The 20,023-nt window shown below is 72.9% G+C and carries 19 protein-coding genes; 10 read left to right on the top strand and 9 right to left on the bottom strand.

The genetic code is table 11. From position 1 onward, the window contains the following. Positions 1-7: 7 nt before the first annotated feature. Entirely contained in the window at positions 8-2,404 is a 2,397-nt protein-coding gene (locus ACIRSU_RS09275) for an ATP-binding cassette domain-containing protein (RefSeq protein ID WP_403790120.1), read from the top strand. A 27-nt stretch (positions 2,405-2,431) separates the two neighbouring features. Here ACIRSU_RS09275 and ACIRSU_RS09270 read toward each other — a convergent pair whose 3' ends face one another. The 4 genes from ACIRSU_RS09270 to ACIRSU_RS09255 form a co-directional block, all read right to left on the bottom strand. Then, entirely contained in the window at positions 2,432-3,265 is an 834-nt protein-coding gene (locus ACIRSU_RS09270; protein ID WP_403790118.1) for a class II glutamine amidotransferase, read from the bottom strand. A gap of 126 nt (positions 3,266-3,391) precedes the next feature. Continuing rightward, positions 3,392-4,180 (bottom strand): succinate dehydrogenase/fumarate reductase iron-sulfur subunit, encoded by a 789-nt coding sequence (locus ACIRSU_RS09265; protein WP_403790116.1) that lies wholly within the window; start codon positions 4,178-4,180, stop codon positions 3,392-3,394. Next, positions 4,177-6,129 (bottom strand): fumarate reductase/succinate dehydrogenase flavoprotein subunit, encoded by a 1,953-nt coding sequence (locus tag ACIRSU_RS09260; protein WP_403790114.1) that lies wholly within the window; start codon positions 6,127-6,129, stop codon positions 4,177-4,179. Before ACIRSU_RS09260 ends, ACIRSU_RS09265 begins: the two co-directional genes overlap by 4 nt. A 1-nt stretch (position 6,130) precedes the next feature. Beyond that, positions 6,131-6,868 carry a succinate dehydrogenase gene (locus ACIRSU_RS09255; protein WP_403790112.1) on the bottom strand — a complete coding sequence of 246 codons (738 nt, stop codon included), beginning with the start codon at positions 6,866-6,868 and terminating at the stop codon, positions 6,131-6,133. A gap of 95 nt (positions 6,869-6,963) precedes the next feature. On the opposite strand from ACIRSU_RS09255, the gene ACIRSU_RS09250 reads away from it, so the two are divergent. Beyond that, positions 6,964-7,860 (top strand): LysR family transcriptional regulator, encoded by an 897-nt coding sequence (locus tag ACIRSU_RS09250; protein ID WP_403790110.1) that lies wholly within the window; start codon positions 6,964-6,966, stop codon positions 7,858-7,860. 76 nt (positions 7,861-7,936) lie between these two features. Here ACIRSU_RS09250 and ACIRSU_RS09245 read toward each other — a convergent pair whose 3' ends face one another. Continuing rightward, entirely contained in the window at positions 7,937-10,177 is a 2,241-nt protein-coding gene (locus ACIRSU_RS09245) for a putative bifunctional diguanylate cyclase/phosphodiesterase (protein WP_403790108.1), read from the bottom strand. Next, a complete protein-coding gene (locus ACIRSU_RS09240; RefSeq protein WP_403790106.1) occupies positions 10,174-10,986 on the bottom strand; it encodes an SAM-dependent methyltransferase in 813 nt (270 codons plus the stop codon). Before ACIRSU_RS09240 ends, ACIRSU_RS09245 begins: the two co-directional genes overlap by 4 nt. A 496-nt stretch (positions 10,987-11,482) precedes the next feature. Between ACIRSU_RS09240 and ACIRSU_RS09235 the strand changes: the two genes are divergently transcribed. From ACIRSU_RS09235 to ACIRSU_RS09225, 3 genes are all read left to right on the top strand, one after another. Next, complete coding sequence (locus ACIRSU_RS09235; protein WP_403790104.1) at positions 11,483-12,100, top strand: hypothetical protein; 618 nt, start codon at positions 11,483-11,485, stop codon at positions 12,098-12,100. Between the two features lie 39 nt (positions 12,101-12,139). After that, entirely contained in the window at positions 12,140-12,904 is a 765-nt protein-coding gene (locus ACIRSU_RS09230; RefSeq protein WP_403790102.1) for a hypothetical protein, read from the top strand. A 180-nt stretch (positions 12,905-13,084) separates the two neighbouring features. Further along, complete coding sequence (locus tag ACIRSU_RS09225; RefSeq protein ID WP_403790101.1) at positions 13,085-13,648, top strand: hypothetical protein; 564 nt, start codon at positions 13,085-13,087, stop codon at positions 13,646-13,648. 161 nt (positions 13,649-13,809) lie between these two features. Here the strand turns inward: ACIRSU_RS09225 and ACIRSU_RS09220 are convergent, their stop codons facing one another. Beyond that, positions 13,810-14,343: a hypothetical protein gene (locus tag ACIRSU_RS09220; protein WP_403790099.1), complete on the bottom strand. Its 534-nt coding sequence runs from the start codon at positions 14,341-14,343 to the stop codon at positions 13,810-13,812. Between the two features lie 387 nt (positions 14,344-14,730). Between ACIRSU_RS09220 and ACIRSU_RS09215 the strand changes: the two genes are divergently transcribed. Continuing rightward, entirely contained in the window at positions 14,731-15,393 is a 663-nt protein-coding gene (locus ACIRSU_RS09215; RefSeq protein WP_403790097.1) for a class F sortase, read from the top strand. 67 nt (positions 15,394-15,460) lie between these two features. Here ACIRSU_RS09215 and ACIRSU_RS09210 read toward each other — a convergent pair whose 3' ends face one another. Then, complete coding sequence (locus ACIRSU_RS09210) at positions 15,461-16,369, bottom strand: polysaccharide deacetylase family protein (RefSeq protein ID WP_403790095.1); 909 nt, start codon at positions 16,367-16,369, stop codon at positions 15,461-15,463. A gap of 90 nt (positions 16,370-16,459) precedes the next feature. On the opposite strand from ACIRSU_RS09210, the gene ACIRSU_RS09205 reads away from it, so the two are divergent. Further along, on the top strand, positions 16,460-16,906 hold the full coding sequence (locus ACIRSU_RS09205) for a universal stress protein (protein WP_403790094.1): 447 nt from the start codon (positions 16,460-16,462) through the stop codon (positions 16,904-16,906). A gap of 27 nt (positions 16,907-16,933) precedes the next feature. On the opposite strand, the gene ACIRSU_RS09200 is transcribed toward ACIRSU_RS09205, so the two are convergent. Further along, on the bottom strand, positions 16,934-18,142 hold the full coding sequence (locus tag ACIRSU_RS09200; RefSeq protein WP_403790093.1) for a CapA family protein: 1,209 nt from the start codon (positions 18,140-18,142) through the stop codon (positions 16,934-16,936). 239 nt (positions 18,143-18,381) lie between these two features. Here ACIRSU_RS09200 and ACIRSU_RS09195 point away from each other — a divergent pair, with 239 nt between their 5' ends. The 3 genes from ACIRSU_RS09195 to ACIRSU_RS09185 all read left to right on the top strand — a co-directional run bounded on the left by ACIRSU_RS09195 (position 18,382) and on the right by ACIRSU_RS09185 (position 20,020). Further along, entirely contained in the window at positions 18,382-18,963 is a 582-nt protein-coding gene (locus ACIRSU_RS09195; RefSeq protein WP_403790092.1) for a sigma-70 family RNA polymerase sigma factor, read from the top strand. A gap of 5 nt (positions 18,964-18,968) precedes the next feature. Further along, positions 18,969-19,388: a PaaI family thioesterase gene (locus ACIRSU_RS09190; RefSeq protein ID WP_403790091.1), complete on the top strand. Its 420-nt coding sequence runs from the start codon at positions 18,969-18,971 to the stop codon at positions 19,386-19,388. 188 nt (positions 19,389-19,576) lie between these two features. Next, positions 19,577-20,020, top strand: coding sequence for a hypothetical protein (locus tag ACIRSU_RS09185; protein ID WP_403790090.1), 444 nt, complete (start codon positions 19,577-19,579; stop codon positions 20,018-20,020). Positions 20,021-20,023 lie beyond the last annotated feature (3 nt).

Here is a 20,023-nt window from a genome sequence, read left to right as displayed (position 1 = left end):
TCGGCGGATGCGCGACACCGGCACCGACCCGTTTCCCACCAGCCCCGCCGCACCCGCCGCGCCCCACGACCCGTTCGTACGGGTCCGGGGCGCGCGTGAGCACAATCTGCGGGGCGTCGACGTCGACATCCCGCGGGACGCGCTGACCGTCTTCACGGGAGTGTCGGGTTCGGGGAAGTCGTCGCTCGCCTTCGGCACCATCTACGCGGAGGCGCAGCGCCGCTACTTCGAGTCGGTGGCGCCGTACGCGCGCCGGCTGATCCACCAGGTGGGCGCGCCGAAGGTCGGGGAGATCACGGGGCTGCCGCCGGCGGTCTCGCTGGAGCAGCGGCGGGCGACGCCGAACGCGCGCTCCTCCGTGGGCACGGTGACGACGCTGTCCAACTCGCTGCGCATGCTGTTCTCCCGCGCGGGCAGCTATCCGCCGGGGGCGCAGCGCCTCGATTCCGACGCCTTCTCCCCCAACACCGCCGCCGGGGCCTGTCCTTCGTGTCACGGCCTGGGCCGGGTGCACGAGACGAGCGAGGAACTCCTCGTGCCCGACCCGGAGTTGTCGATCCGGGAGGGCGCGATCGCGGCCTGGCCGGGGGCCTGGCAGGGCAAGAACCTGCGGGACGTGCTGGACACACTCGGATACGACGTGGACCGGCCGTGGCGGGAGCTGAGCGCCGAGGACCGGGAGTGGATCCTCTTCACCGACGAGCAGCCGGTGGTGACGGTGCATCCGGTCCGGGAGGCCGGTCGCATCCAACGCCCCTACCAGGGCACGTACATGAGCGCCCGGCGCTATGTGATGCACACCTTCTCCGACTCGAAGAGCGCGACGCTGCGGGCGAAGGCCGAGCGTTTCCTCTCCAGCGCGCCGTGCCCGGTGTGCGAGGGCAGCCGGCTGCGGCCCGAGGCGCTCGCGGTGACCTTCGCGGGCCGTACGATCGCCGAGCTCGCCGCCCTGCCGCTGAACGAGCTGGCACGGGCCCTGGAGAACGGCTCGGGCGGGTCGGAGACCGCCCGTGTGCTCACCGGGGACCTGGTGGCGCGGATCGGTACGGTCACGGAGCTGGGTCTCGGCTATCTGAGCCTGGACCGGGCGACGCCGACGCTGTCCAACGGGGAGCTGCAGCGGCTGCGGCTCGCCACCCAGCTCCGGTCCGGCCTCTTCGGGGTGGTGTACGTGCTCGACGAGCCGTCCGCCGGGCTGCATCCGGCGGACACGGAGGCGCTGCTCGTGGTCCTGGAGCGGCTGAAGGCGGCCGGGAACACGGTGTTCGTGGTGGAGCACCACCTGGATGTGGTGCGGCGCGCCGACTGGCTGGTCGACGTGGGGCCGCGGGCCGGGGAGCACGGCGGCCGGGTGCTGCACAGCGGCCCGCCGGAGCGGCTCGCGGAGGTCGCGGAGTCGGCGACCCGCCGCTTCCTCTTCGACCGGGCGGCCCCCGAGGAGCGCGAAGTGCGCGAGCCGGCCGGCTGGCTGCGGTTCGGGCCGGTCACCCGGCACAATCTGCGCGGTCTGCGCGCGGCGTTCCCGCTCGGGGTGCTCACGGCGGTCACGGGTGTGTCGGGCTCGGGCAAGTCGACGCTGGTGGGCGCGTTGACCGAGGCGGCCGCAGAACAGGACTCCGTGGCACGGGTGGTGACGGTCGATCAGAAGCCGATCGGCCGGACCCCGCGCTCCAACCTGGCCACGTACACGGGCCTGTTCGACGTGGTGCGCAAGCTCTTCACGGAGACGGAGCAGGCGCAGGCGCGCGGGTACAAGGCGGGGCGTTTCTCCTTCAACGTCACCGGCGGGCGCTGCGAGACCTGCCAGGGCGAGGGTTTCGTCTCCGTCGAGCTGCTGTTCCTGCCGAGCACGTACGCGCCGTGCCCGGACTGCCGGGGCGCCCGCTACAACCCGGAGACGCTCCAGGTGCGGCTGCGCGGGCTGACCATCGCGGAGGTGCTCGACCTCACCGTGGAGGCGGCGGCCGAGTTCTTCGTGGACACCCCGGCGGCGGCCCGCAGTCTGCGCACGCTGCTCGACGTGGGCCTCGGCCATCTGCGGCTCGGCCAGCCGGCGACGGAGCTGTCGGGCGGGGAGGCGCAGCGCATCAAGCTGGCCGCCGAGCTCCAGCGGCCGCGGCGGGCGCACACCCTGTACGTCCTGGACGAGCCGACGACGGGGCTGCACCCGGCGGACGTGGAGGTGCTGATGCGGCAGCTGCACGGCCTCGTCGACGCGGGCCACACGGTGGTCGTGGTCGAGCACGACATGGACGTCGTCGCGACCGCCGACCGGGTCGTCGACATGGGTCCGGGCGGCGGCGCGGAGGGCGGCCGGATCGTGGCGGAGGGCACCCCGGCGGAGGTCGCGGAGGTACGGGCGAGCCGCACCGCGCCCTACCTCGCGGCCCGGCTCGGCCGGTGACGCCGCGGCGCCCGGCGGGTGACGCCGTCAGGCCGGCGTCGGGGCGAACCGGTGCAGTTCGTCGGCGCCGGGCTGGACGACGCCGTAGCTGTTCTCCGGCACCTCGTTCCAGGCGCCGGGCAGGTCCCCGAGGGGTTCGGAGACGACGAGGCGGGTCTCGTCGGAGACCTCCCGCAGGAAGGCGACGTCGGGGTGGAGCCAGCGCAGCGCCTCGACCTGACTGCTGTAGAACAGCGAGCGGGAGGCCTGGGCGCTGGAGTAGCGGAACACCCAGACGCGCTCGCCGTCGGTGACGGCCAGCGTCATCTGGAGGGGGTTGTCGATGCCGTGCTCGCGGCCCACGCGCTCGACGACGCCCGCCATCCTGGCGACGGCGGCGGGCGGGTCCTGGTGAAGGCCGAAGGTGAGGGCGAGATAGAACATCACCTCGGAGTCCGTCGTGCCCTCCATGTCCGCGTACAGCCCCGGGTCGACGCCCAGGGTGAGCTCACGGCGCACGAGGTGGAACCCGGAGATGGCGCCGTTGTGCATGAACATCCAGCGGCCGTGCCGGAAGGGGTGGCAGTTCGACTGCTGGACCGCCGTCCCGGTCGACGCCCGGATGTGGGCGAAGAACAGCGGGGACCTGACGTGGTCGGCCAGCTCCCGCAGATTGCGGTTGTTCCAGGCCGGGCCGACGTCTCTCAGCAGTGCCGGGGTGTCGTTCTCCGGCGAGTACCAGCCGACGCCGAACCCGTCGCCGTTGGTGGTCTCCACGCCGAGCTTGGAATGCAGGCTCTGGTCGATCAGCGAGTGGGCCGGCTTGTAGAGAATGGTGTCGAGCAGCACCGGTGTTCCCCGGTACGCGAGCCAGCGGCACATCCCTGATCACCTGGGTCCCTGCCGGATCTCGGGGCGGGGACCCCTCCGCGGGCGGGCGTCGCCGTGCTCACGTTCCGGCCCTCCCATTGTCGGCGCCCCGGCCGGAGGGCGCCACAGCGACGCCGGCTAGGAACGCCCGGCCTTGCGCCGCGCCCGCAGCCACTCCTTGTTCATGGCCGCGATCGACGGCAGCGGGATGCCCTTGGGGCAGGCGGTGGCGCACTCGCCGGTGAGGGTGCAGCCGCCGAAGCCCTCGGCGTCCATCTGGGCGACCATGTCGAGCACGCGGGTCTCGCGCTCGGGCGCGCCCTGCGGGAGCACGCCGAGATGGTTGACCTTGGCGGAGGTGAAGAGCATCGCCGAGCCGTTGGGGCAGGCGGCGACGCAGGCGCCGCAGCCGATGCACTCGGCGTGTTCGAAGGCGAAGTCGGCGTCGGCCTTGGGCACCGGCGTGGCGTGGGCCTCGGGGGCGGAGCCGGTGGGGACGGAGACGTAGCCGCCCGCCTGGATGATCCGGTCGAAGGCGGAGCGGTCGACGACCAGGTCCTTGACGACGGGGAAGGCGGCGGCCCGCCAGGGTTCGACGTCGATGGTGTCGCCGTCGCGGAAGGAGCGCATGTGCAGCTGGCAGCTGGTGGTGCTTCCCCAAGCTCTCGACTCCGCTCGAGCAGGGGAGGCCCCATTGGGGCCGTGGGCATCGCCGTTGATGACGAGGCTGCAGGCGCCGCAGATGCCCTCGCGGCAGTCGTGGTCGAAGGCGACGGGGTCCTCGCCGCGCAGGACGAGTTCCTCGTTGAGGGTGTCGAGCATCTCCAGGAAGGACATGTCGGAGGAGATCCCGTCCACCTCGTAGGTGGCCATGGCGCCTTCGGCGCCGGCGTTCTTCTGGCGCCAGACGCGCAGGGTGAGCCTCATGCGTAGCTCCGCTGGGTGGGGTGGACGTGTTCGAAGGTGAGGGCTTCCTTGTGGAGCACCGGCCCGCCGGACTCCCGGAACTCCCAGGCGGCGGCGTACGCGAACTCCTCGTCGCGGCGGGCGGCTTCGCCGTCCGCGGTCTGGGACTCCTCGCGGAAGTGGCCGCCGCAGGACTCCTCGCGGTGCAGCGCGTCGAGGCACATCAGCTCGGCGAGCTCCAGGTAGTCGACGATCCGGTTGGCCTTCTCCAGGGACTGGTTGAACTCCTCGCCGGTGCCGGGCACCTTGATGCGGCGCCAGAACTCCTCGCGGATCTCGGGGATGCGGCGCAGCGCCTTGCGCAGGCCCTCGTCGGTGCGGGCCATGCCGCAGAACTCCCACATGACTTCGCCGAGTTCGCGGTGGAAGGAGTCGGGTGTGCGGTCGCCGTCGACGGCGAGCAGGAGGTGGAGCCGGTCCTCGGTCTCGGCGAGGACCTCGCGGACGGCGGGGTGGGCGTCGGTGACGGCTTCGGCGTGCGGGTGGCGGGCCAGGTAGTCGTTGATGGTGGCCGGGAGCACGAAGTAGCCGTCGGCGAGGCCCTGCATGAGGGCTGAGGCGCCGAGCCGGTTGGCGCCGTGGTCGGAGAAGTTGGCCTCGCCGATGGCGAAGAGGCCGGGGATCGTGGTCTGGAGGTCGTAGTCGACCCAGAGTCCGCCCATCGTGTAGTGCACGGCGGGGTAGATCCGCATGGGCACCTCGTACGGGTTCTCGGCGGTGATCCGCTCGTACATGTCGAAGAGGTTGCCGTACTTCTCCTCCACCCTGGCCCGGCCCATCCGCCGGATGGCGTCGGCGAAATCGAGGTAGACGCCCTCCCCGCCAGGGCCGACGCCGCGGCCCTCGTCGCAGACGTTCTTGGCGGCGCGGGAGGCGATGTCGCGCGGGACGAGGTTGCCGAAGGAGGGGTAGATGCGCTCCAGGTAGTAGTCGCGCTCGTCCTCGGGGATCTCCGCGGCCGGGCGGTTGTCGCCGACGGCCTTCGGTACCCAGATGCGTCCGTCGTTGCGCAGCGACTCGCTCATCAGGGTGAGCTTGGACTGGTGGTCGCCGGTGCGCGGGATGCAGGTGGGGTGGATCTGGGTGAAGCAGGGGTTGGCGAAGAAGGCGCCGCGCCGGTGGGCTCGCCAGACGGCGGTGGCGTTGGAGTTCATCGCGTTGGTGGAGAGGTAGAAGACGTTGCCGTATCCGCCGGTGGCGAGCACGACGGCGTCGGCGTAGTGCGTGGAGATCCGCCCGGTGACGAGGTCGCGGGCGACGATGCCGCGGGCCCGGCCGTCGACGACGATCAGGTCGAGCATCTCGGTGCGGGCGTGCAGCTCGACGTTTCCGGCGGCGATCTGCCGGGACAGCGCCTGGTAGGCGCCGAGGAGGAGCTGCTGTCCGGTCTGACCGCGGGCGTAGAAGGTACGGGAGACCTGGACGCCGCCGAAGGAGCGGGTGTCGAGCAGTCCGCCGTACTCGCGGGCGAAGGGCACGCCCTGGGCGACGCACTGGTCGATGATCTCGACGGAGATCTGTGCGAGCCGGTGCACGTTGGACTCGCGGGCGCGGAAGTCGCCGCCCTTGACGGTGTCGTAGAAGAGGCGGTGGATGGAGTCGCCGTCGTTGCGGTAGTTCTTGGCGGCGTTGATGCCGCCCTGGGCGGCTATGGAGTGGGCGCGGCGCGGGGAGTCCTGGAAGCAGAACTGGACGACCTGGTAGCCCTGTTCGGCGAGGGTGGCGCCGGCGGAGCCGCCGGCGAGGCCGGTGCCGACGACGATGATCCGGTGGCCGCGGCGGTTGGCGGGATTGACGAGCCTGGCCTGGAAGCGGCGGGTGTCCCAGCGGTCGGCGATGGGGCCGGCGGGGGCCTTGGTGTCGGCGATCGGCTCGCCGACCTCGTAATCGGCGTGTTCGGAAAGGGTCATGTCAGCTCACCACTCCGGTCATGACGGCGACGGGTACGGAGACGAAGCCCGCGGTCAGGACGAGCGCGAGGGCGTTGGCCAGGAACTTCAGGGCGCGTTCGCGGCGCGCGTCGCCGACGCCGAGGGTCTGGGCGGCGCTCCAGAAGCCGTGCCGGACGTGGAGTCCGACGGCCAGCATGGCGACGATGTAGATCACGTCGCCGTACCAGGTGGAGAAGGTGTCCACGACGTTCTGGTAGGGCTTGCCCTCCTCGAAGCCGCCGGGGTGCACGGTGCCGGTGGTCAGGTCGAGGACGTGCCACACGATGAAGAGGCCGACGATCACGCCGCCCCAGCGCATGGTGCGGGTGGCGTAGGAGGAGCCCTTGCGGCGGTGTACGTAGCGGGTGGGCCGGGCCTTGATGTCGCGCCGGCTGAGCTGGTACGCGGAGACGGCGTGCGCCACGACCGACGCGAGCAGCACGACGCGGGCGATCCACAGGCCCCAGTGGTGGTGCAGGACCGGGGCGCCCATGACGCGCAGCCAGTGGCCGTAGCCGTTGAACTCCTCGGGGCCGAAGAAGACCTTGAGGTTGCCCGCGACATGGGCGACGAGATAGGCGAGCATGATCAGGCCGCTCACGGCCATCACGGTCTTCTTGCCGATGGTCGACGCCCAGAAGCCGCGGGTGGGGGCGGCACGGGTGAGGGCGGCGGGCGGCGGGGCGGTCCGCCGTTCGGACTTGGTTGCCTGAGCCATGTCAGCGACGGTAGGGGCGAAGGACCCGAGAGGTCCAAGACATGGTTCGGCTGATCTCGATAGGTGCAGGCTATGAACCGGGGTAGGCTGGTGCCATGCAGTTCCAGCAGCTCCTCTACTTCGTCGCCGTGGCCGAGACCCGGCACTTCACCCAGGCCGCCGAGCGGGTCCATGTCTCGCAGCCCTCGCTCTCGCAGCAGATCAAGGCCCTGGAGCAGGAGCTGGGCGCCGAGTTGTTCAGCCGGGCCCGGGGCAACATCACGCTGACCGACGCGGGCGAGGCGCTGTTGCCGCTGGCCCGCCGGATCCTCGCCGACACCGACACCGCGCGGCACGAGGTGCAGGAGCTGGTGCAGCTCAGGCGGGGCCGGGTGCGGCTCGGGGCGACGCCAAGCCTGTGCACCGGGCTGCTGCCGGACGTGCTGCGCACCTTCCACGACCTGCACCCGGGCATCCGGCTGCTCATCGAGGAGGGCGGCTCGCACGATCTCGTACGGCACCTGGCGCGCGGCGCGCTCGACCTGGCGCTCGTGGTGCTGCCGCTGCCGACGGCGTCGCCCGCGCTGACCACGGTGGAGCTGCTCACCGAGGACCTGGTGGTGGTCTCCGCGGCCTCGGCGCCGGCGCCGCGCCGGCCGGTCAGGATCGCGGATCTGCGCGACCAGCCGCTCGTGATGTTCCGGCACGGCTACGACCTGCGGGAGCTGACCGTGGCGGCCTGCCGGGCGGAGGGCTTCGAGCCGTCGTTCACGGTGGAGGGCGGCGAGATGGACGCGGTGCTCGGTTTCGTACGGGCGGGGCTCGGCCTTGCGGTCGTGCCGGCCATGGTCGCGGCGCGGACGGGCCGCGACCTGCGGGTCACGGCCCTGGCCCGGCCGGGCCTGCGCCGGACGATCGCGCTGGCGCACCGCAGCGACGTGGCGCCCCCGCGGGCGGCGCGCGAGCTGCAGAAGCTGCTCATGGCCTCCCGCCGGGGCACCCCGGAGCCGTAGGCCTCCTCAAGGCCCCCCAGGGCCTGTCCGGCGGATCATGACCGGGCCCGGCCCTGATCCGCCGGGCAGGCCCTGGCTAGATCGCGTCCGCGAGCACCAGCGAGCGGATCCGGTCCGGGGCGCCCGGACGCGCGTAGTACCAGCCCTGGGCCGTGTCGCAGCCCAGCTCGCGGAGCTGCTGGGCCTGGGCGCCGGTCTCGACGCCCTCGACGGTGACGGCAAGCTCCAGACTGTGGGCGAGCTGGACGATGCCCTCGACGATCTTGAGGTCGACCGGGTCCGCCGGATGCTGCTGCATGCCCTGGGTGAAGGAACGGTCCAGCTTGAGGACGCTCACCGGGAGCCGGCGCAGGTTCGCCAGGTTGGAGTAGCCGGTGCCGAAGTCGTCGAGGGCGATGTCCACGCCCATCTCGGCGAGCTGCCGCAGCGGCTTGAGCAGGTCCTCGTCCGCGCCGATCAGGGCCGACTCGGTGACCTCCAGGCAGAGCGCGCCCGGTTCGAGCCCGGCGCGCTCCAGGACGTCGACCGTCTCGGCGACCAGACCCGGGTGGTGCAGCTGGGTCGGCGACAGGTTGACGTTGATCCGCAGCGGGCCGGTGGCGGGCTGGCCGCCGGGGGCCTCGTCCTGCCAGAAGCGGGCCTGCCGCACGGCCTCCTGGAGCACCCAGCGGCCGAGCGGCACGATCAGGCCGGTGTTCTCGGCGAGCGGGATGAACCGGTCGGGCCCGAGCACCCCGTGCTGCGGGTGGCACCACCGGACGAGCGCCTCGGCGCCGTGCACGCTGCCGTCGCCGAGGTGGACCAGCGGCTGGTACTCGATGAAGAACTCGCCGCGTTCCAGCGCGGCGGGCAGCGCCGTGGTGAGCCCGTGCCGGGTGATGGCCCGCGCGTCGGCCTCGGCGTCGGCGTACTCGAAGCGGTTGCCGCCCGCCGACTTGGCCCGGTACATGGTGATGTCCGCGCTGCGCAGCACCTCGGCCGCGGTGCGCTCGCCCGCCGGCCCCTCGACGATGCCGACGCTGCCGCGCACGCTGAGTTCGCGGCCGTCGATGCCGATGGGAGTGGCCAGCGCGGCGAGCATCCGGTCGGCGAGCTCGGCGACCTGGCGCTCGGTGCCGGGCCCGGTGGTCAGGGCGACGAACTCGTCGCCGCCGAGCCGGGCGACCATCTCGCCGGGCGCGGTGACGCAGCTCTGCAGCCGGTCGGCGACCTCGACGAGCAGCCGGTCGCCGGTGGAGTGGCCGAGGCTGTCGTTGATGACCTTGAAGCCGTCGAGGTCGAGGTAGCAGAGCCCGAAGCGGCTGTCGGCGCCCGGCCCGAGGGCCTTCTCCAGGCGTTCGAAGAACAGCGTCCGGTTGGGCAGGCCGGTGAGGGCGTCGTGCGTCGCCTCGTACCGCAGCCGCAGGTTGAGCAGCCGCCGTTCGGTGGTGTCCTCCATGAGCGCCAGCTGGTAGCGGGGGACGCCGGCGGCGTCGCGCAGCAGCGAGACGGTGAGGTTGGTCCACAGGGCGGTGCCGTCGCTGCGGTAGAACGGCTTCTCCACGCGGTAGTTCTCGCGCTCGCCGCGCACCAGCTCGTCGTAGAGCCGCCAGACGTGCGGGCCGTCCTCGGGATGCGCCCACTCGACGATGTTGCGGGTGAGGACGGTCTGCTCCAGGCCGCCGAACATCCGGGTGAGGGTCTCGTTGACCTCCAGGACGTTGCCTTCGAGGTCGGCGATGCCGATGCCGATGGCCGCCCCCTCGAAGACGGCGCGGAAGCGGCTCTCGGTGGCGTGCAGCGCGAACTCGGCGGCGCTGCGGGCCGAGAGCGCCGAGTGGGCGATGGACTCCTGCTCGGCGAGCGTCCGCTCGCGCAGGGCCTGGGCGAAGCCGGCGGCCATGGCGTGCTGCAGCCGGGCGCAGCGGGCGCGCAGCTCCTCCGCGTCGAGCGGTGCGTCGCGCGCCGTGTCGGGCGCCGTGCGGGGCGCGGCACCGTCCGCCGCGCCCGCGCCCTCGGCGCCTTCCGCGCAGTAGAGCACCAGATACGCGTCGACCACGCCGAGGCTGCGGGCGAGCGCGTCCGGGTCGGTGCAGTGGGCGGCCACCAGGGCCTGCCCGACGCCGTGCGCCGGGGTGGTGTCGAAGGGCCTGGCGTGCAGGGCGGCGCACAGCTCCCGGGCCGGCGGCAGCAGGTGCCGCTCGAACTCCTGGCGGGTCATCGAGGTGGCCGTGACCGGGAACACGGCGCGGCTCCAGATGGTCACGAACCGCCTGAGTCTGTCTTCGGGGCCGTCGGCGTCGGCGACGGAGCCGGAGGTCGTGGAGGGCACCTTCACGGCTTGCGCCCCACCCCTGCGTAACCGGAGAAGGCGTACGGATCCTCCTCCTCGTCCGGGCTGTCCGGCCGCCACAGCGGCATCGGGACGAGTCCGGGCGCGGCGAGGTCGGTGCCGTCGAAGAAGCGGCTGATCTCCTCGTGGGAGCGCATCACCAGCGGGTTGCGGATGTCGCGGTAGACGCCGACGGTGCCGGCGGCCCGCTCCTGCGGGACCGGGACACCCTCGTAGGAGGCGTGGGTGATGACGAGGAGGCTGCCGGGCGCGAGCGCGTCGAGGAGCTCGGCGACGGCGGCGGCGGGCTCGTCGGCGTCCTCCAGGAAGTGCAGTACGGCGACGAGCAGCAGGGCCACCGGGCGGTCCAGGTCGAGGAGTTCGCCGACCTCGGGGCTGTGCAGGATCTCGCGCGGCTTGCGCAGGTCGGCGGCGACCACGGCCGAGCGGTCGTCGCCGGCGAGCACGGCCCGGCTGTGGGCGACGGCGACCGGGTCGTGGTCGACGTAGACGACGCGCGCCTCGTCGGTGGCGGCCTGGGCGACCTCGTGGACGTTGCCGAAGGTCGGTATGCCGGAGCCGATGTCCAGGAACTGGGTGACGTCGTTGTCGACGGCGTGGTGTACGGCGCGGCGCATGAAGGCACGGTTCGCCTGCATGATCTTCGGCAGCCCCGGCAGGAACTCCATGGCCTTCCGGGCCGCGTCCCGGTCCACTTCGAAATTGTGCGAGCCGCCCAGATAGAAGTCGTACATACGGGACACGCTCGGCACCGAGATATCGATGCCTGGCGGAGCCCAGGCGGGACGCTCCATCAAAGTCTCCAACAAGTCGCCATGGGGATGCGGCCAGGTGCGAGCGGCCGACGTTCGAGCTGAGGCTACTGATCGCCCGCCGAGAGAGCGAGTAGAAACGGAAATTCGCGATCCGTTCTTGGTCACACGCCATTGGCACGTGCGGCGGGTAAGGAAGAGTTCACGCCTTCAGGTCGTGCACCTTCACGTGCACATGGCCGTGCGGAGGTACGAACGGGGCTTCCGGCGCAGCCCGGAGGGACGCGGCCCGGCCGGCCCCGACCAACGAAGGGCGACAATCGGCCAGTTCCGGGCACGGGCGGCTCCCGGCCTCGTCGAACGTCACTCAATACCTCCGAACCACCCGCAACGGCAAGGGCGTTGGCGGCGTTGATCACGCGTGAGACGACAGAAGACGGCGAAACGTCAAACCTGCACCGCGCAAGATCCGCTCCATCCGGGGAATCCGGGGCCGTTCCGGCCTGTCGGGGCGGCGCGTCTGATCAAGCTGCTCGGCGTGTCTCTCTTGTCTCAGAACGGGTTGTCCCGCTACGGACCGCTCCTGACGCGGCCGCTCGCGGCCGGCGCGCTGGTGTGGCTGCTCGCCACGCCCGTGCCCGCGAGCGCCGACGCGTGCGCGTACGCCTCGACCGGGCCGGACGGATCGAGCGTCGCCATCGTGTCCGTCGGGCCGGGGCCCTGTCGCCCGAGCCACCCTCCGCACCCGCCGCATCCCCCGCACCCGTCGCACCCTCCGCACCCCACGCATCCGCCGCACCCCTCCAAGCCGCCGGAGCCGGAGCCGGAGCCCACACCGCCTCCGCCCGCGCCGCCTCCGCCCGCGCCGAAGCCGCCGCGGCCCGCTCCCCCGCCGAAGCCCGTGCCGCCCCGGCCCGCGCCGCCGCGCCCCGCGCCGGCCGTGCCGGAGCCGACGCCACCGCCGCCCCCGTCGCCGTCGCCGTCGCCGACCGTGCGCCCGCGCCCGCCGGCCCCCGGGCCGGTGGCCCTGCCGCACTACAAGCGCGCGGCCCGGGTCAAGCCCAAGAGCTCCCCGAACGTGCTCACCACGACCCTGCTCGTCACGGCCCCCGCGGTACTCGCGACGGCGATCCTGCGCCCCCGCTCGTCCCGCTGACCGCCTGATCGACCTCTTGCTGACGATTCTGGAGAAACCTTGTCCGAATGGCTTGTTCTCACCCTTGCGATGGCCGCGGCGTGCGCCGTCGTGCTCGCCATCGTGGTCTTCAACCATCGCCGGATCCCCGAGGACGACGACCCCAGTGAGACCCCCGACGTCATCGAGTACATGACGATGATGATCGGCGTGGTGTACGCCATCGTCCTCGGCCTCGCCATCGCCGGCGTCTGGGAGGCCCGCAGCGCCGCCCAGGAGACCGTGCGGCAGGAGGCGCAGGCGCTGCACGAGATCTCCGAGCGGGTCGAGGTGTACCCGCTGCCGGTACGGCAGAAGATCCGGGCCGACATCGACGCGTACGTGGCGTACGTCGTCGACGACGAGTTCCCTTACATGGCGGACCACGGCGAGCTGAACGACAAGGGGACGGAGCTGCTCGAGAAGGTCCGCCGCGGTGTGACGGACTACCAGCCCGCCAACGACTTCGAGGGCCAGGCGTACCAGCCGCTCGTCGACCAGGTGGCCGTCGTCGACGACGCGCGCGGCGCGCGCGGGCAGAACGCGGGCGAGACGATGCCGGGCGTGGTCTGGTTCGGCCTCATCATCGGCGCGCTGGTGACGGTGGGCCTGATCTTCACGCTCCAGATCAGGCGCACCGGACGGGAGTTGCTGCTCGCCGGCCTGTTCAGCGCGCTCATCGCCTTCCTGCTGTTCCTCATCTGGGACTTCGACGCGCCGTTCGGCCGTGGCATCGCGGCCACCGCCGGGCCGTTCACCGACCTGTTCCCGCAGCTCACGGGGTGACGCGAGGGCCGCGACGGCGGTCGGCTCCCGGGGACCGTTCGGGTGACCTGGGTGCCCCATTCGCGCGCCTGGGATCGCGGCTGTGATAGGGGGCTCCTAGCGTTTCGGGCATCGAGGTGCATCTCCTGCCTTTGTGGAAACCCCTTCCGCAGCTGCTCCTCGGGGACCCGGAGGTCTACCATGCGCGCGATACGTGCCGCGTCCATCACAGTTCTGGGGGCGGCCGCCCTCGCCCTGGCCGCCCCCGCCGCCGTGTCCGCGGCCGCCGACGGCGTCCCCGCGCCGAAGGGCGGCGGACAGCCGGGGAAGGTCGCGAGCCTCTTCGTCGTCTCCCCCTCGGTGGTCGCGCCGGGCGGCCGGGTCACGCTCAGTGCCCCGGGCTGCGCCAGTACGGCGACCGCCTCGTCCGGCATCTTCGACACGGTCACCATCGCGCCGGGCTCGGCGGCCACCGCCACGGTGGACCTCGACGCCAAGCGGGGTGCCGTCTACACCGTCTCGTTCAACTGCACGGGTGGCGTCCAGGGCTCCGTGGACCTGACCATCAGCGGCGGAGCGACCTCGACGCCCACGGCCCGGTCGACCGTGTCCGTCGCGCCGCGCGGGGTACAGGGCGGTCTGGGCGGCTCGATGAACTCGGCCCACACCTGGACGATGGCCGGCGGCGGGGCCATGGTGCTCGTCGCCGTGGGCGGTGTGGTCTACGTGATCCGTCGCAAGGCGGCCGCCGGCCGGCGCCACTGACGGCGCGGACGGTGCCCGCAGCACCGGTAACGGCGCGGACGGTGCCCGCCCAACCGGCACCGCGGGATCGTCCGCGACACCCGCAACGCCCGTCGCCCCCGGGTCCTGGCCAGGACTCGGGGGCGACGGGCGTTGCGGGCCGACCGGGGAGGTTCGGCCGGTCAGGCCCCCGCGCCGGACATGCGGCGCCGGCGGGCGACGAACACACCGCCGCCCAGCGCCGCCGCGGCGACGAGCGAGCCGCCGACGGCCATCTCGGTGGAGGTCGGCGCGAGCGAACCGCCGAGGCCGCCCGCCGCGCCCTGGCCGGCCAGCACCCGGAACTGCCCGGTGAGGGTCCGGCCGTTGATGCACTGGGCGGTCACGGTGTACGTGCCGGGTGTGGCGTTGTTGAAGATGCGGACGGTGGCGGTGGCGAAGCCGTTGTTGAGGCCGGAGAGGGTGGCGGCCGTGAAGGCCGGGGACGAGACCGTGCCCCCGGCGCAGTCCCTCGTGGTGATCGTGAGGAGACCGCCCTGGTGGACCGCGAAGGGGGAGACCGTGACCCCGTCGCGGTTGTTGTCGCCGCCCGTGGGGGCCTGGAAGGAGCCGACGGTCACGCTGCTGGGCCCGTTGGTGGCGGTGGCGAGGGGGGCCGCGAGCCCGAGCGCCGCGAACGCGGTCGCCGTCACCGCCAGAGTGCGTGCAGCACGCATGGTTGAACCTCCACTGGAAGGCGCCCCAAAGCGGTGCTCCGGGAGATTCGACGAGTACGCCTTCCATGACGAACCATCACAAGCCGGAAGAAGGCGCGCATGTCGGCGCTGGGCCACCCCGGTGAGTCCCGGAAGCGGCCGAACGGGGGGCGGATCTGACGGATCCGCAGGTCACACGAGGTCGGCGTGATGATCTGACGATTACTCGGATGGATGATCATCCCGTCACCCACACGGCCACCCGTCCGCGCCGCCACGGCACCGGTCCCGGCGCCCAGCGGCGGCCTTCGCCCGGACCTCCGCCACCCGTTCGCACGCGCTCGGATCGCGGGGCGGCGCACGCGCCCTTACCGTTCCCGTGACGCCGTCGAGGGAGACCAGAGAACCATGAGTCCCAAGGACTTCAGCCTCTTCGAAGCCGCCAGGAGACGCCAGCCCTGGGGCGCCCTGGCTCTCGTCATGCTCTCCGGGGTGGCCATAATGCGCAACGGGGTCGGCTTCGAGTCCGGCCCGCCGCAGCCCACCGCCGCCGCGCGGCCCGTCTCCCGGCCGGCCGCCCCGGCGCCCACGACCGCCTCCGGCCTGGAGGCGCTGCCGTTCGCCCCGGCCTCGCGGATCCGGATCCCGGCGATCAACGTGGCGGCCCCCATCGTCGACGTGGGTCTCGACGACAACGGCTGGATCGCGGCCCCTCCGCCCCAGGACGCCAACCTCGCCGGCTGGTACCAGAACGGCATCGCGCCCGGCCAGCGCGGCACCTCCGTCGTCGTCGGCCATGTCGACAACATGGCCGGGCCCGCCGTCTTCTACGGCCTCGGCTCGCTGCAGCGAGGTCAGCACATCGAGGTCGAGCGGTACGACGGCCGGGTGGCCGTCTTCGAGATCTACGGGGTCGAGGTCTACGCGAAGAACGACTTCCCCGGCGTCCAGGTGTACGCGGACACCGGCGAGCCCGAACTGCGCGTGATCACCTGCGGCGGCGGCTACACCCGCGCGCACGGCTACGACGGCAACGTCGTCGTCTACGCCCGGCTGGTCGGCTCGCGTTAGGGCGCGTACGAGGGCCCCGGCACCGAGGTGGTGCCGGGGCCCTTCGCGTACGCCCGCCCCGTACCGCTCAGCGGCGCGGGACGGTGAGGCTGTAGCCCGCGTCGAGGAGTTCGGGCAGATAGCGCTTGAGCGCGGCGACGCTGTGGGAACGGTTGCCGCCGGCGTCGTGGTTGAGGACGATGACGCCGGGAGCCGCGCCGTCCAGGACCCGGCCGACGATGGTGTCGGTGGGCGGCTCGGTCCAGTCCATGGTGTCGACGGTCCAGGCGAGCGGTTCCATGCCGAGCTCGGCACCGATCTCGAACGACAGCTTGTTCCACGCCCCGTAGGGCGCCCGGTACCAGAGCGGCGGGGCGCCGATGGCCCGCTCGATGACCTCGCTCGTGGAGCCCAGCTCCTTGCGGATGCGGGAGGGCCGCAGCTTGGGCACCAGGAGGTGGGTCCAGGTGTGGTTGCCGACGATGTGGCCGTCCTCGGCCATCTCCTTGAGCAGGTCCTGGTTGTCGACCGCCATCTCGCCGCAGACGAAGAACATGGCGCGGCAGCCGTGGCGGCGGAGGGTGGCGAGGATCTCCGGGGTGTAGCGGGGGTCGGGGCCGTCGTCGAAGGTGAGCACCATCGACCGCCCGACGTCGGTGAGATGCAGGAAGGGCCTGGTCCGCACGGGCGGGAGCGCCCGGCGGTAGGCGGGCGGGGCGTAGCCGGTCATCGGCTGGAGCCGGTACGCGGCGGGCCGCTGCCGGGCGGCCTGCGCGCGGGCCCCGGCCTCGGCCCGGGCCTGCGGGCCGGCCGCGGCGGGTGTGGTCCGCGCGGACGGCGAGGTGGCCGGCCCGGGCGGGGCGGCGCCGGTGGAGGTGGTCGCGTCGGAGCCGGTCAGGCGGTCCGTGGCGAAGACTCCGACGGCGGCGGTGGCACCCAGGGCGGCGGCGAGGCGGAGCAGCGACCGGCGCCCGGTGGTCGTCTCATCCTTTTTCATGACCAATGGTGCGAACGGTGGACGGCCCGGGCCGCGCAGCGACACCGGCCCCCCGTCCGAAAACACCTGATGAGCCGATAACCTCGAAGGGTGAGTGGTTTCGAACGGGGCACGGACGGCCCGAAGGTGATCGTCGCCGGGCTCGACGGCTCCGCCTCCTCGATGCGCGCCGCGTCCTACGCGGCCGGGCTCGCCCGGCGCCAGCACGCGCTCCTCGTCCTCGTCTACGTCCAGCCCGTCCTCGCGGCGGGCGCCGCGCTCGGGGCGCCGGTCGCCGACACCACGGAGGAGATCGCCGAGGGTCTGGTGGCCGACATCCGGAAGGCGGTCGACCACGTCAAGGACACCTGGCAGGTGCGCTGGGAGTTCCACACCTTCCGCGGCGACGCGTACGCGGGTCTGGTGGCGGCCGCCGACGAGCTGAAGGCGGACGCGGTGGTCGTGGGCGCCTCGGAGTCGGCCGGCCACCGCATCGTCGGCTCGGTCGCGGTGCGCCTGGTCAAGGCGGGCCGCTGGCCGGTCACCGTCGTGCCGTGAGCCCCGGCGGGGCGGCCAGGGCCTGCCCTACTCCCCCATGACCAGGCCGTCGCGGGCGGCGCCCCGGTCGAGGACGACCTCGCGGATGGCGTCCCGGGTCTCGGAGTACTGGCCCTCGCCCTCCTTGACGGCGGCGGCGAGGTTCACCACCCGGCCGCGCGCGGTGTCGAAGAACTGCGGCACGAACTCCGCCTTGGTGACCTCCCAGCGGCGGCCGGGCGCGGCCGGCGGGGCGAAGGTGAAGCGGGCCAGGGTGCCCATGTTGCCGCGCCGGTCGTGGGCGCCCTCGTAGTTGATCATGTCGCCGGCGATCTGGTCGCCCATGCCGTAGACGATCCAGGTGCCGTTGACCTTCTCGTACGGCTGCGGCACATGGTTGTGCGTGCCGATGATCAGGTCGATGTCGGGGCGGCCGCCGGTGCGCGAGGCGGTGAGCGCGCGGCCGAGGGTGAGCTGCCGCTCGTCGGGAGCGCTCTCCCATTCGGTGCCCCAGTGGAGGGAGACGACCACGACGTCGGCACCGGCCTTCCGGGCGGCCCGGGCGTCCTCGACGATCTTGTGCTCGTCGATCAGGTTGACCGCCCAGGGCTGCCCTTCGGGCAGCGGATAGCCGTTGGTGTCGTAGGTGTAGGCGAGCTGCGCCACGGTCGCCCGCCCGGCCTTGAGCAGCGTGGGCCGGGCCGCCTCGGCGGCGGTACGGGCGGAGCCCGCGTGCCGTACGCCCGCCTTGTCGAGCGCGTCGAGGGTGCGGCGCAGGCCGGCGGCGCCGTCGTCGAGGGAGTGGTTGGAGGCGGTGGAGCAGGAGTCGTAGCCCGTCGCCCTGAGGGCGGCGGCGACCTCGGGCGGCGACTTGAAGGCGGGGTAGCCGGTGTAGGGGCCGCCCTCCTCGCCGTACACGGTCTCCATGTGGCAGATGGCCAGATCGGCGCGGGAGACGACGGACCTGACGCCGGAGAGCATGGGGCGGAAGTCGTAGCCCGCGCCGCCGGCGTCGGCGGCGGCCTGGCGGATGATCGAGTCGTGCGGCAGGACGTCACCGGAGGCGACGAGGGTGAAGGGGGCCGGCGCGGACGCCGCCCCGGACACGGCGGGCCGGTGCGGCGCCTGGCCCCGGCCCGAGGCGCCCGAGGCGCTCGGGGTGCGGTCGGAGTGGTGGGCGGTGACGGCGCAGCCGGTGGCCGCGGTGAGCAGGACGACGGCAAGGGCCGCCGCGCCGGGTCGGGTGCGTGAGGTCATCTGCCGGCTCCGCTGGTTCGTAGGATGAACATCTGTTCAGCCGAATTCACCTTGCGGAAAAGCCGCAGTCAAGGCCCAATGCCGCAGTTCGCCGCAAACCCGCTGAATCGGACGCAACGCTTCCGCTCGACCGCCGGCCCGACCGCTCGTCGTGCCATTCGCCGCTCAGCGCGACCGTTCGTCGCAGACCCGTGTCCGATCCCTGTCCGGCACCGCACGGATGCGTTCCGATACGGCACATGACGACGGCGACGGCAACCACGGACGAGCGGGACCTGGTGGAGCTCCAGCGTGAGCACGGCCAGGCGCTGCTCGCGTTCCTCCTCGGACTGACCCACGGCGACCGGCAGCGCGCCGAGGACCTGGTTCAGGAGACCCTGGTCAGGGCCTGGCAGCACCCTGAGGCGTTCGACTCCGCGTACGACTCGATGCGGCCCTGGCTGTTCACGGTGGCCCGGCGGCTCGCCATCGACGCGCGCCGCTCCCGGCTCGCCCGGCCCGCCGAGACGGGCGACGGACTGCTCGCCCTCACCCCCGACCCGGCCGACACCACCGAGTCCCGGGACGCCGCGCTCGACGTCCGGGCGGCGGTCCGCGGCCTCAGCCCGGAGCATCGCGCGGTCCTCGTCCGGCTCTACTTCCGCGGACTGACCGTCAGCGAGGCCGCCGCCGAGCTCGGCATCCCGGCCGGCACCGTCAAGTCCCGCTCGCACTACGCGCTGCGCCAGCTCGGCCACCGGCTGCCCGGCTACCGGCCGCGCCGGCCTTCCGCCTGCGGCGGCCCGGCCGTTGCCCGGCCCGCGGGCCCCGCCCCACAATGACCTTCGTGACGCTGACTCTCGCCGCCGCCGAAAAGGTCCTCGCCGACAACTTCGCCCCCTGGGTGCTCGATCTGGGGCTCTCCGTGGCCTCCGTCGACACCGAGGGCCACCAGGCCGTCCTCCGCCTCCCCTGGTCCGACCGGCTCGCGCGGGAGGGCGGCGGGCTCTCCGGCCAGGCGCTGATGGCCGCCGCCGACACGGCCACCGTGATCGCGGTGGCCGCGGCCCGCGGCGGCTTCGTCCCCATGACCACCGTCCAGCAGTCGATCAGCTTCCAGCGCGCGGTGCTCGGCACGGACGTCCTCGTCCACGCCCGGCTCACCAAGGCCGGCAAGCGGATGGCGTTCGCGGACATCACCATGACCGCCGACGGCACGGACGAGCTCGCCGCCCGGGCGACGGCCGTCTACGCGCTGCTCGGCTGAGCCTCCCGCCACCTCCTCCGGCTCCGGACCTCACTCCCGTCACACGGCTCCCGCCTGCACCGATGCGGCCGGGATCCGTATCCGAATCCGTACGGGCCAGTTGAGCCAAGTGCGCCCCGCGCGTGCCGTTCTCGGAGCAGGCTCGGTGTCGGGGCCTCGTCCAGGACATCCGGGAGAAGGTGGAAACGGTGCTGCCCGAAAGCATCCCCATGGACTGGCTGTGCGCCGAGTACGTCGCCGACGACCTGCTGCGCACCAGCGGGCTCGTCGCGCCGGGTTCGCTGGAGTTCCGGGCCGGGGTGCAGACCCTGGCGCTGACCATCCTGCTGTCCCGGGCCGGCGCGGACGGCGCCGGGACGGACGGCTGGCTGCGCCGCACGGCCCACGACCATCCGTGGTCCGCGTGGGTCGAGGAACGGCTCGCCGAGGCCGGGGCGCGCGTGCCGGGCGCGGACCTGGACCTCGCCCGGGACACCTGGCGCCGGCTGCGGGCGACCGAGCTGCGCGCCGCAGACCTGGCGGGCCTCGCCGGGCTCGCCGGGCCGCGCGGCATCGACGAGGAGCGCCAGGTGTGGCTGCCCGCCTGGCAGTTGGGCGTGGCCCTCGGGCATCTGGCGCTGCACCTGTGCTGACCG

This window comes from Streptomyces sp. NPDC101160 (assembly GCF_044768205.1).
Classification (GTDB): domain Bacteria; phylum Actinomycetota; class Actinomycetes; order Streptomycetales; family Streptomycetaceae; genus Streptomyces.
Note: the sequence above shows the minus strand (reverse complement) of the source record. Positions and strands in the feature narration are given on the sequence as shown.

What these genes read in the sequence shown, in the direction of transcription:
- ACIRSU_RS09200 (WP_403790093.1), bottom strand. Translation starts at nt 18,142, where the DNA reads ATGACCTCACGCACCCGACCCGGCGCGGCGGCCCTTGCCGTCGTCCTG.
- ACIRSU_RS09275 (WP_403790120.1), top strand. Translation starts at nt 8, where the DNA reads ATGCGCGACACCGGCACCGACCCGTTTCCCACCAGCCCCGCCGCACCC.
- ACIRSU_RS09255 (WP_403790112.1), bottom strand. Translation starts at nt 6,868, where the DNA reads ATGGCTCAGGCAACCAAGTCCGAACGGCGGACCGCCCCGCCGCCCGCC.
- ACIRSU_RS09220 (WP_403790099.1), bottom strand. Translation starts at nt 14,343, where the DNA reads ATGCGTGCTGCACGCACTCTGGCGGTGACGGCGACCGCGTTCGCGGCG.
- ACIRSU_RS09270 (WP_403790118.1), bottom strand. Translation starts at nt 3,265, where the DNA reads ATGTGCCGCTGGCTCGCGTACCGGGGAACACCGGTGCTGCTCGACACC.
- ACIRSU_RS09240 (WP_403790106.1), bottom strand. Translation starts at nt 10,986, where the DNA reads ATGGAGCGTCCCGCCTGGGCTCCGCCAGGCATCGATATCTCGGTGCCG.
- ACIRSU_RS09225 (WP_403790101.1), top strand. Translation starts at nt 13,085, where the DNA reads ATGCGCGCGATACGTGCCGCGTCCATCACAGTTCTGGGGGCGGCCGCC.
- ACIRSU_RS09265 (WP_403790116.1), bottom strand. Translation starts at nt 4,180, where the DNA reads ATGAGGCTCACCCTGCGCGTCTGGCGCCAGAAGAACGCCGGCGCCGAA.
- ACIRSU_RS09250 (WP_403790110.1), top strand. Translation starts at nt 6,964, where the DNA reads ATGCAGTTCCAGCAGCTCCTCTACTTCGTCGCCGTGGCCGAGACCCGG.
- ACIRSU_RS09260 (WP_403790114.1), bottom strand. Translation starts at nt 6,129, where the DNA reads ATGACCCTTTCCGAACACGCCGATTACGAGGTCGGCGAGCCGATCGCC.
- ACIRSU_RS09195 (WP_403790092.1), top strand. Translation starts at nt 18,382, where the DNA reads ATGACGACGGCGACGGCAACCACGGACGAGCGGGACCTGGTGGAGCTC.
- ACIRSU_RS09215 (WP_403790097.1), top strand. Translation starts at nt 14,731, where the DNA reads ATGAGTCCCAAGGACTTCAGCCTCTTCGAAGCCGCCAGGAGACGCCAG.
- ACIRSU_RS09210 (WP_403790095.1), bottom strand. Translation starts at nt 16,369, where the DNA reads ATGAAAAAGGATGAGACGACCACCGGGCGCCGGTCGCTGCTCCGCCTC.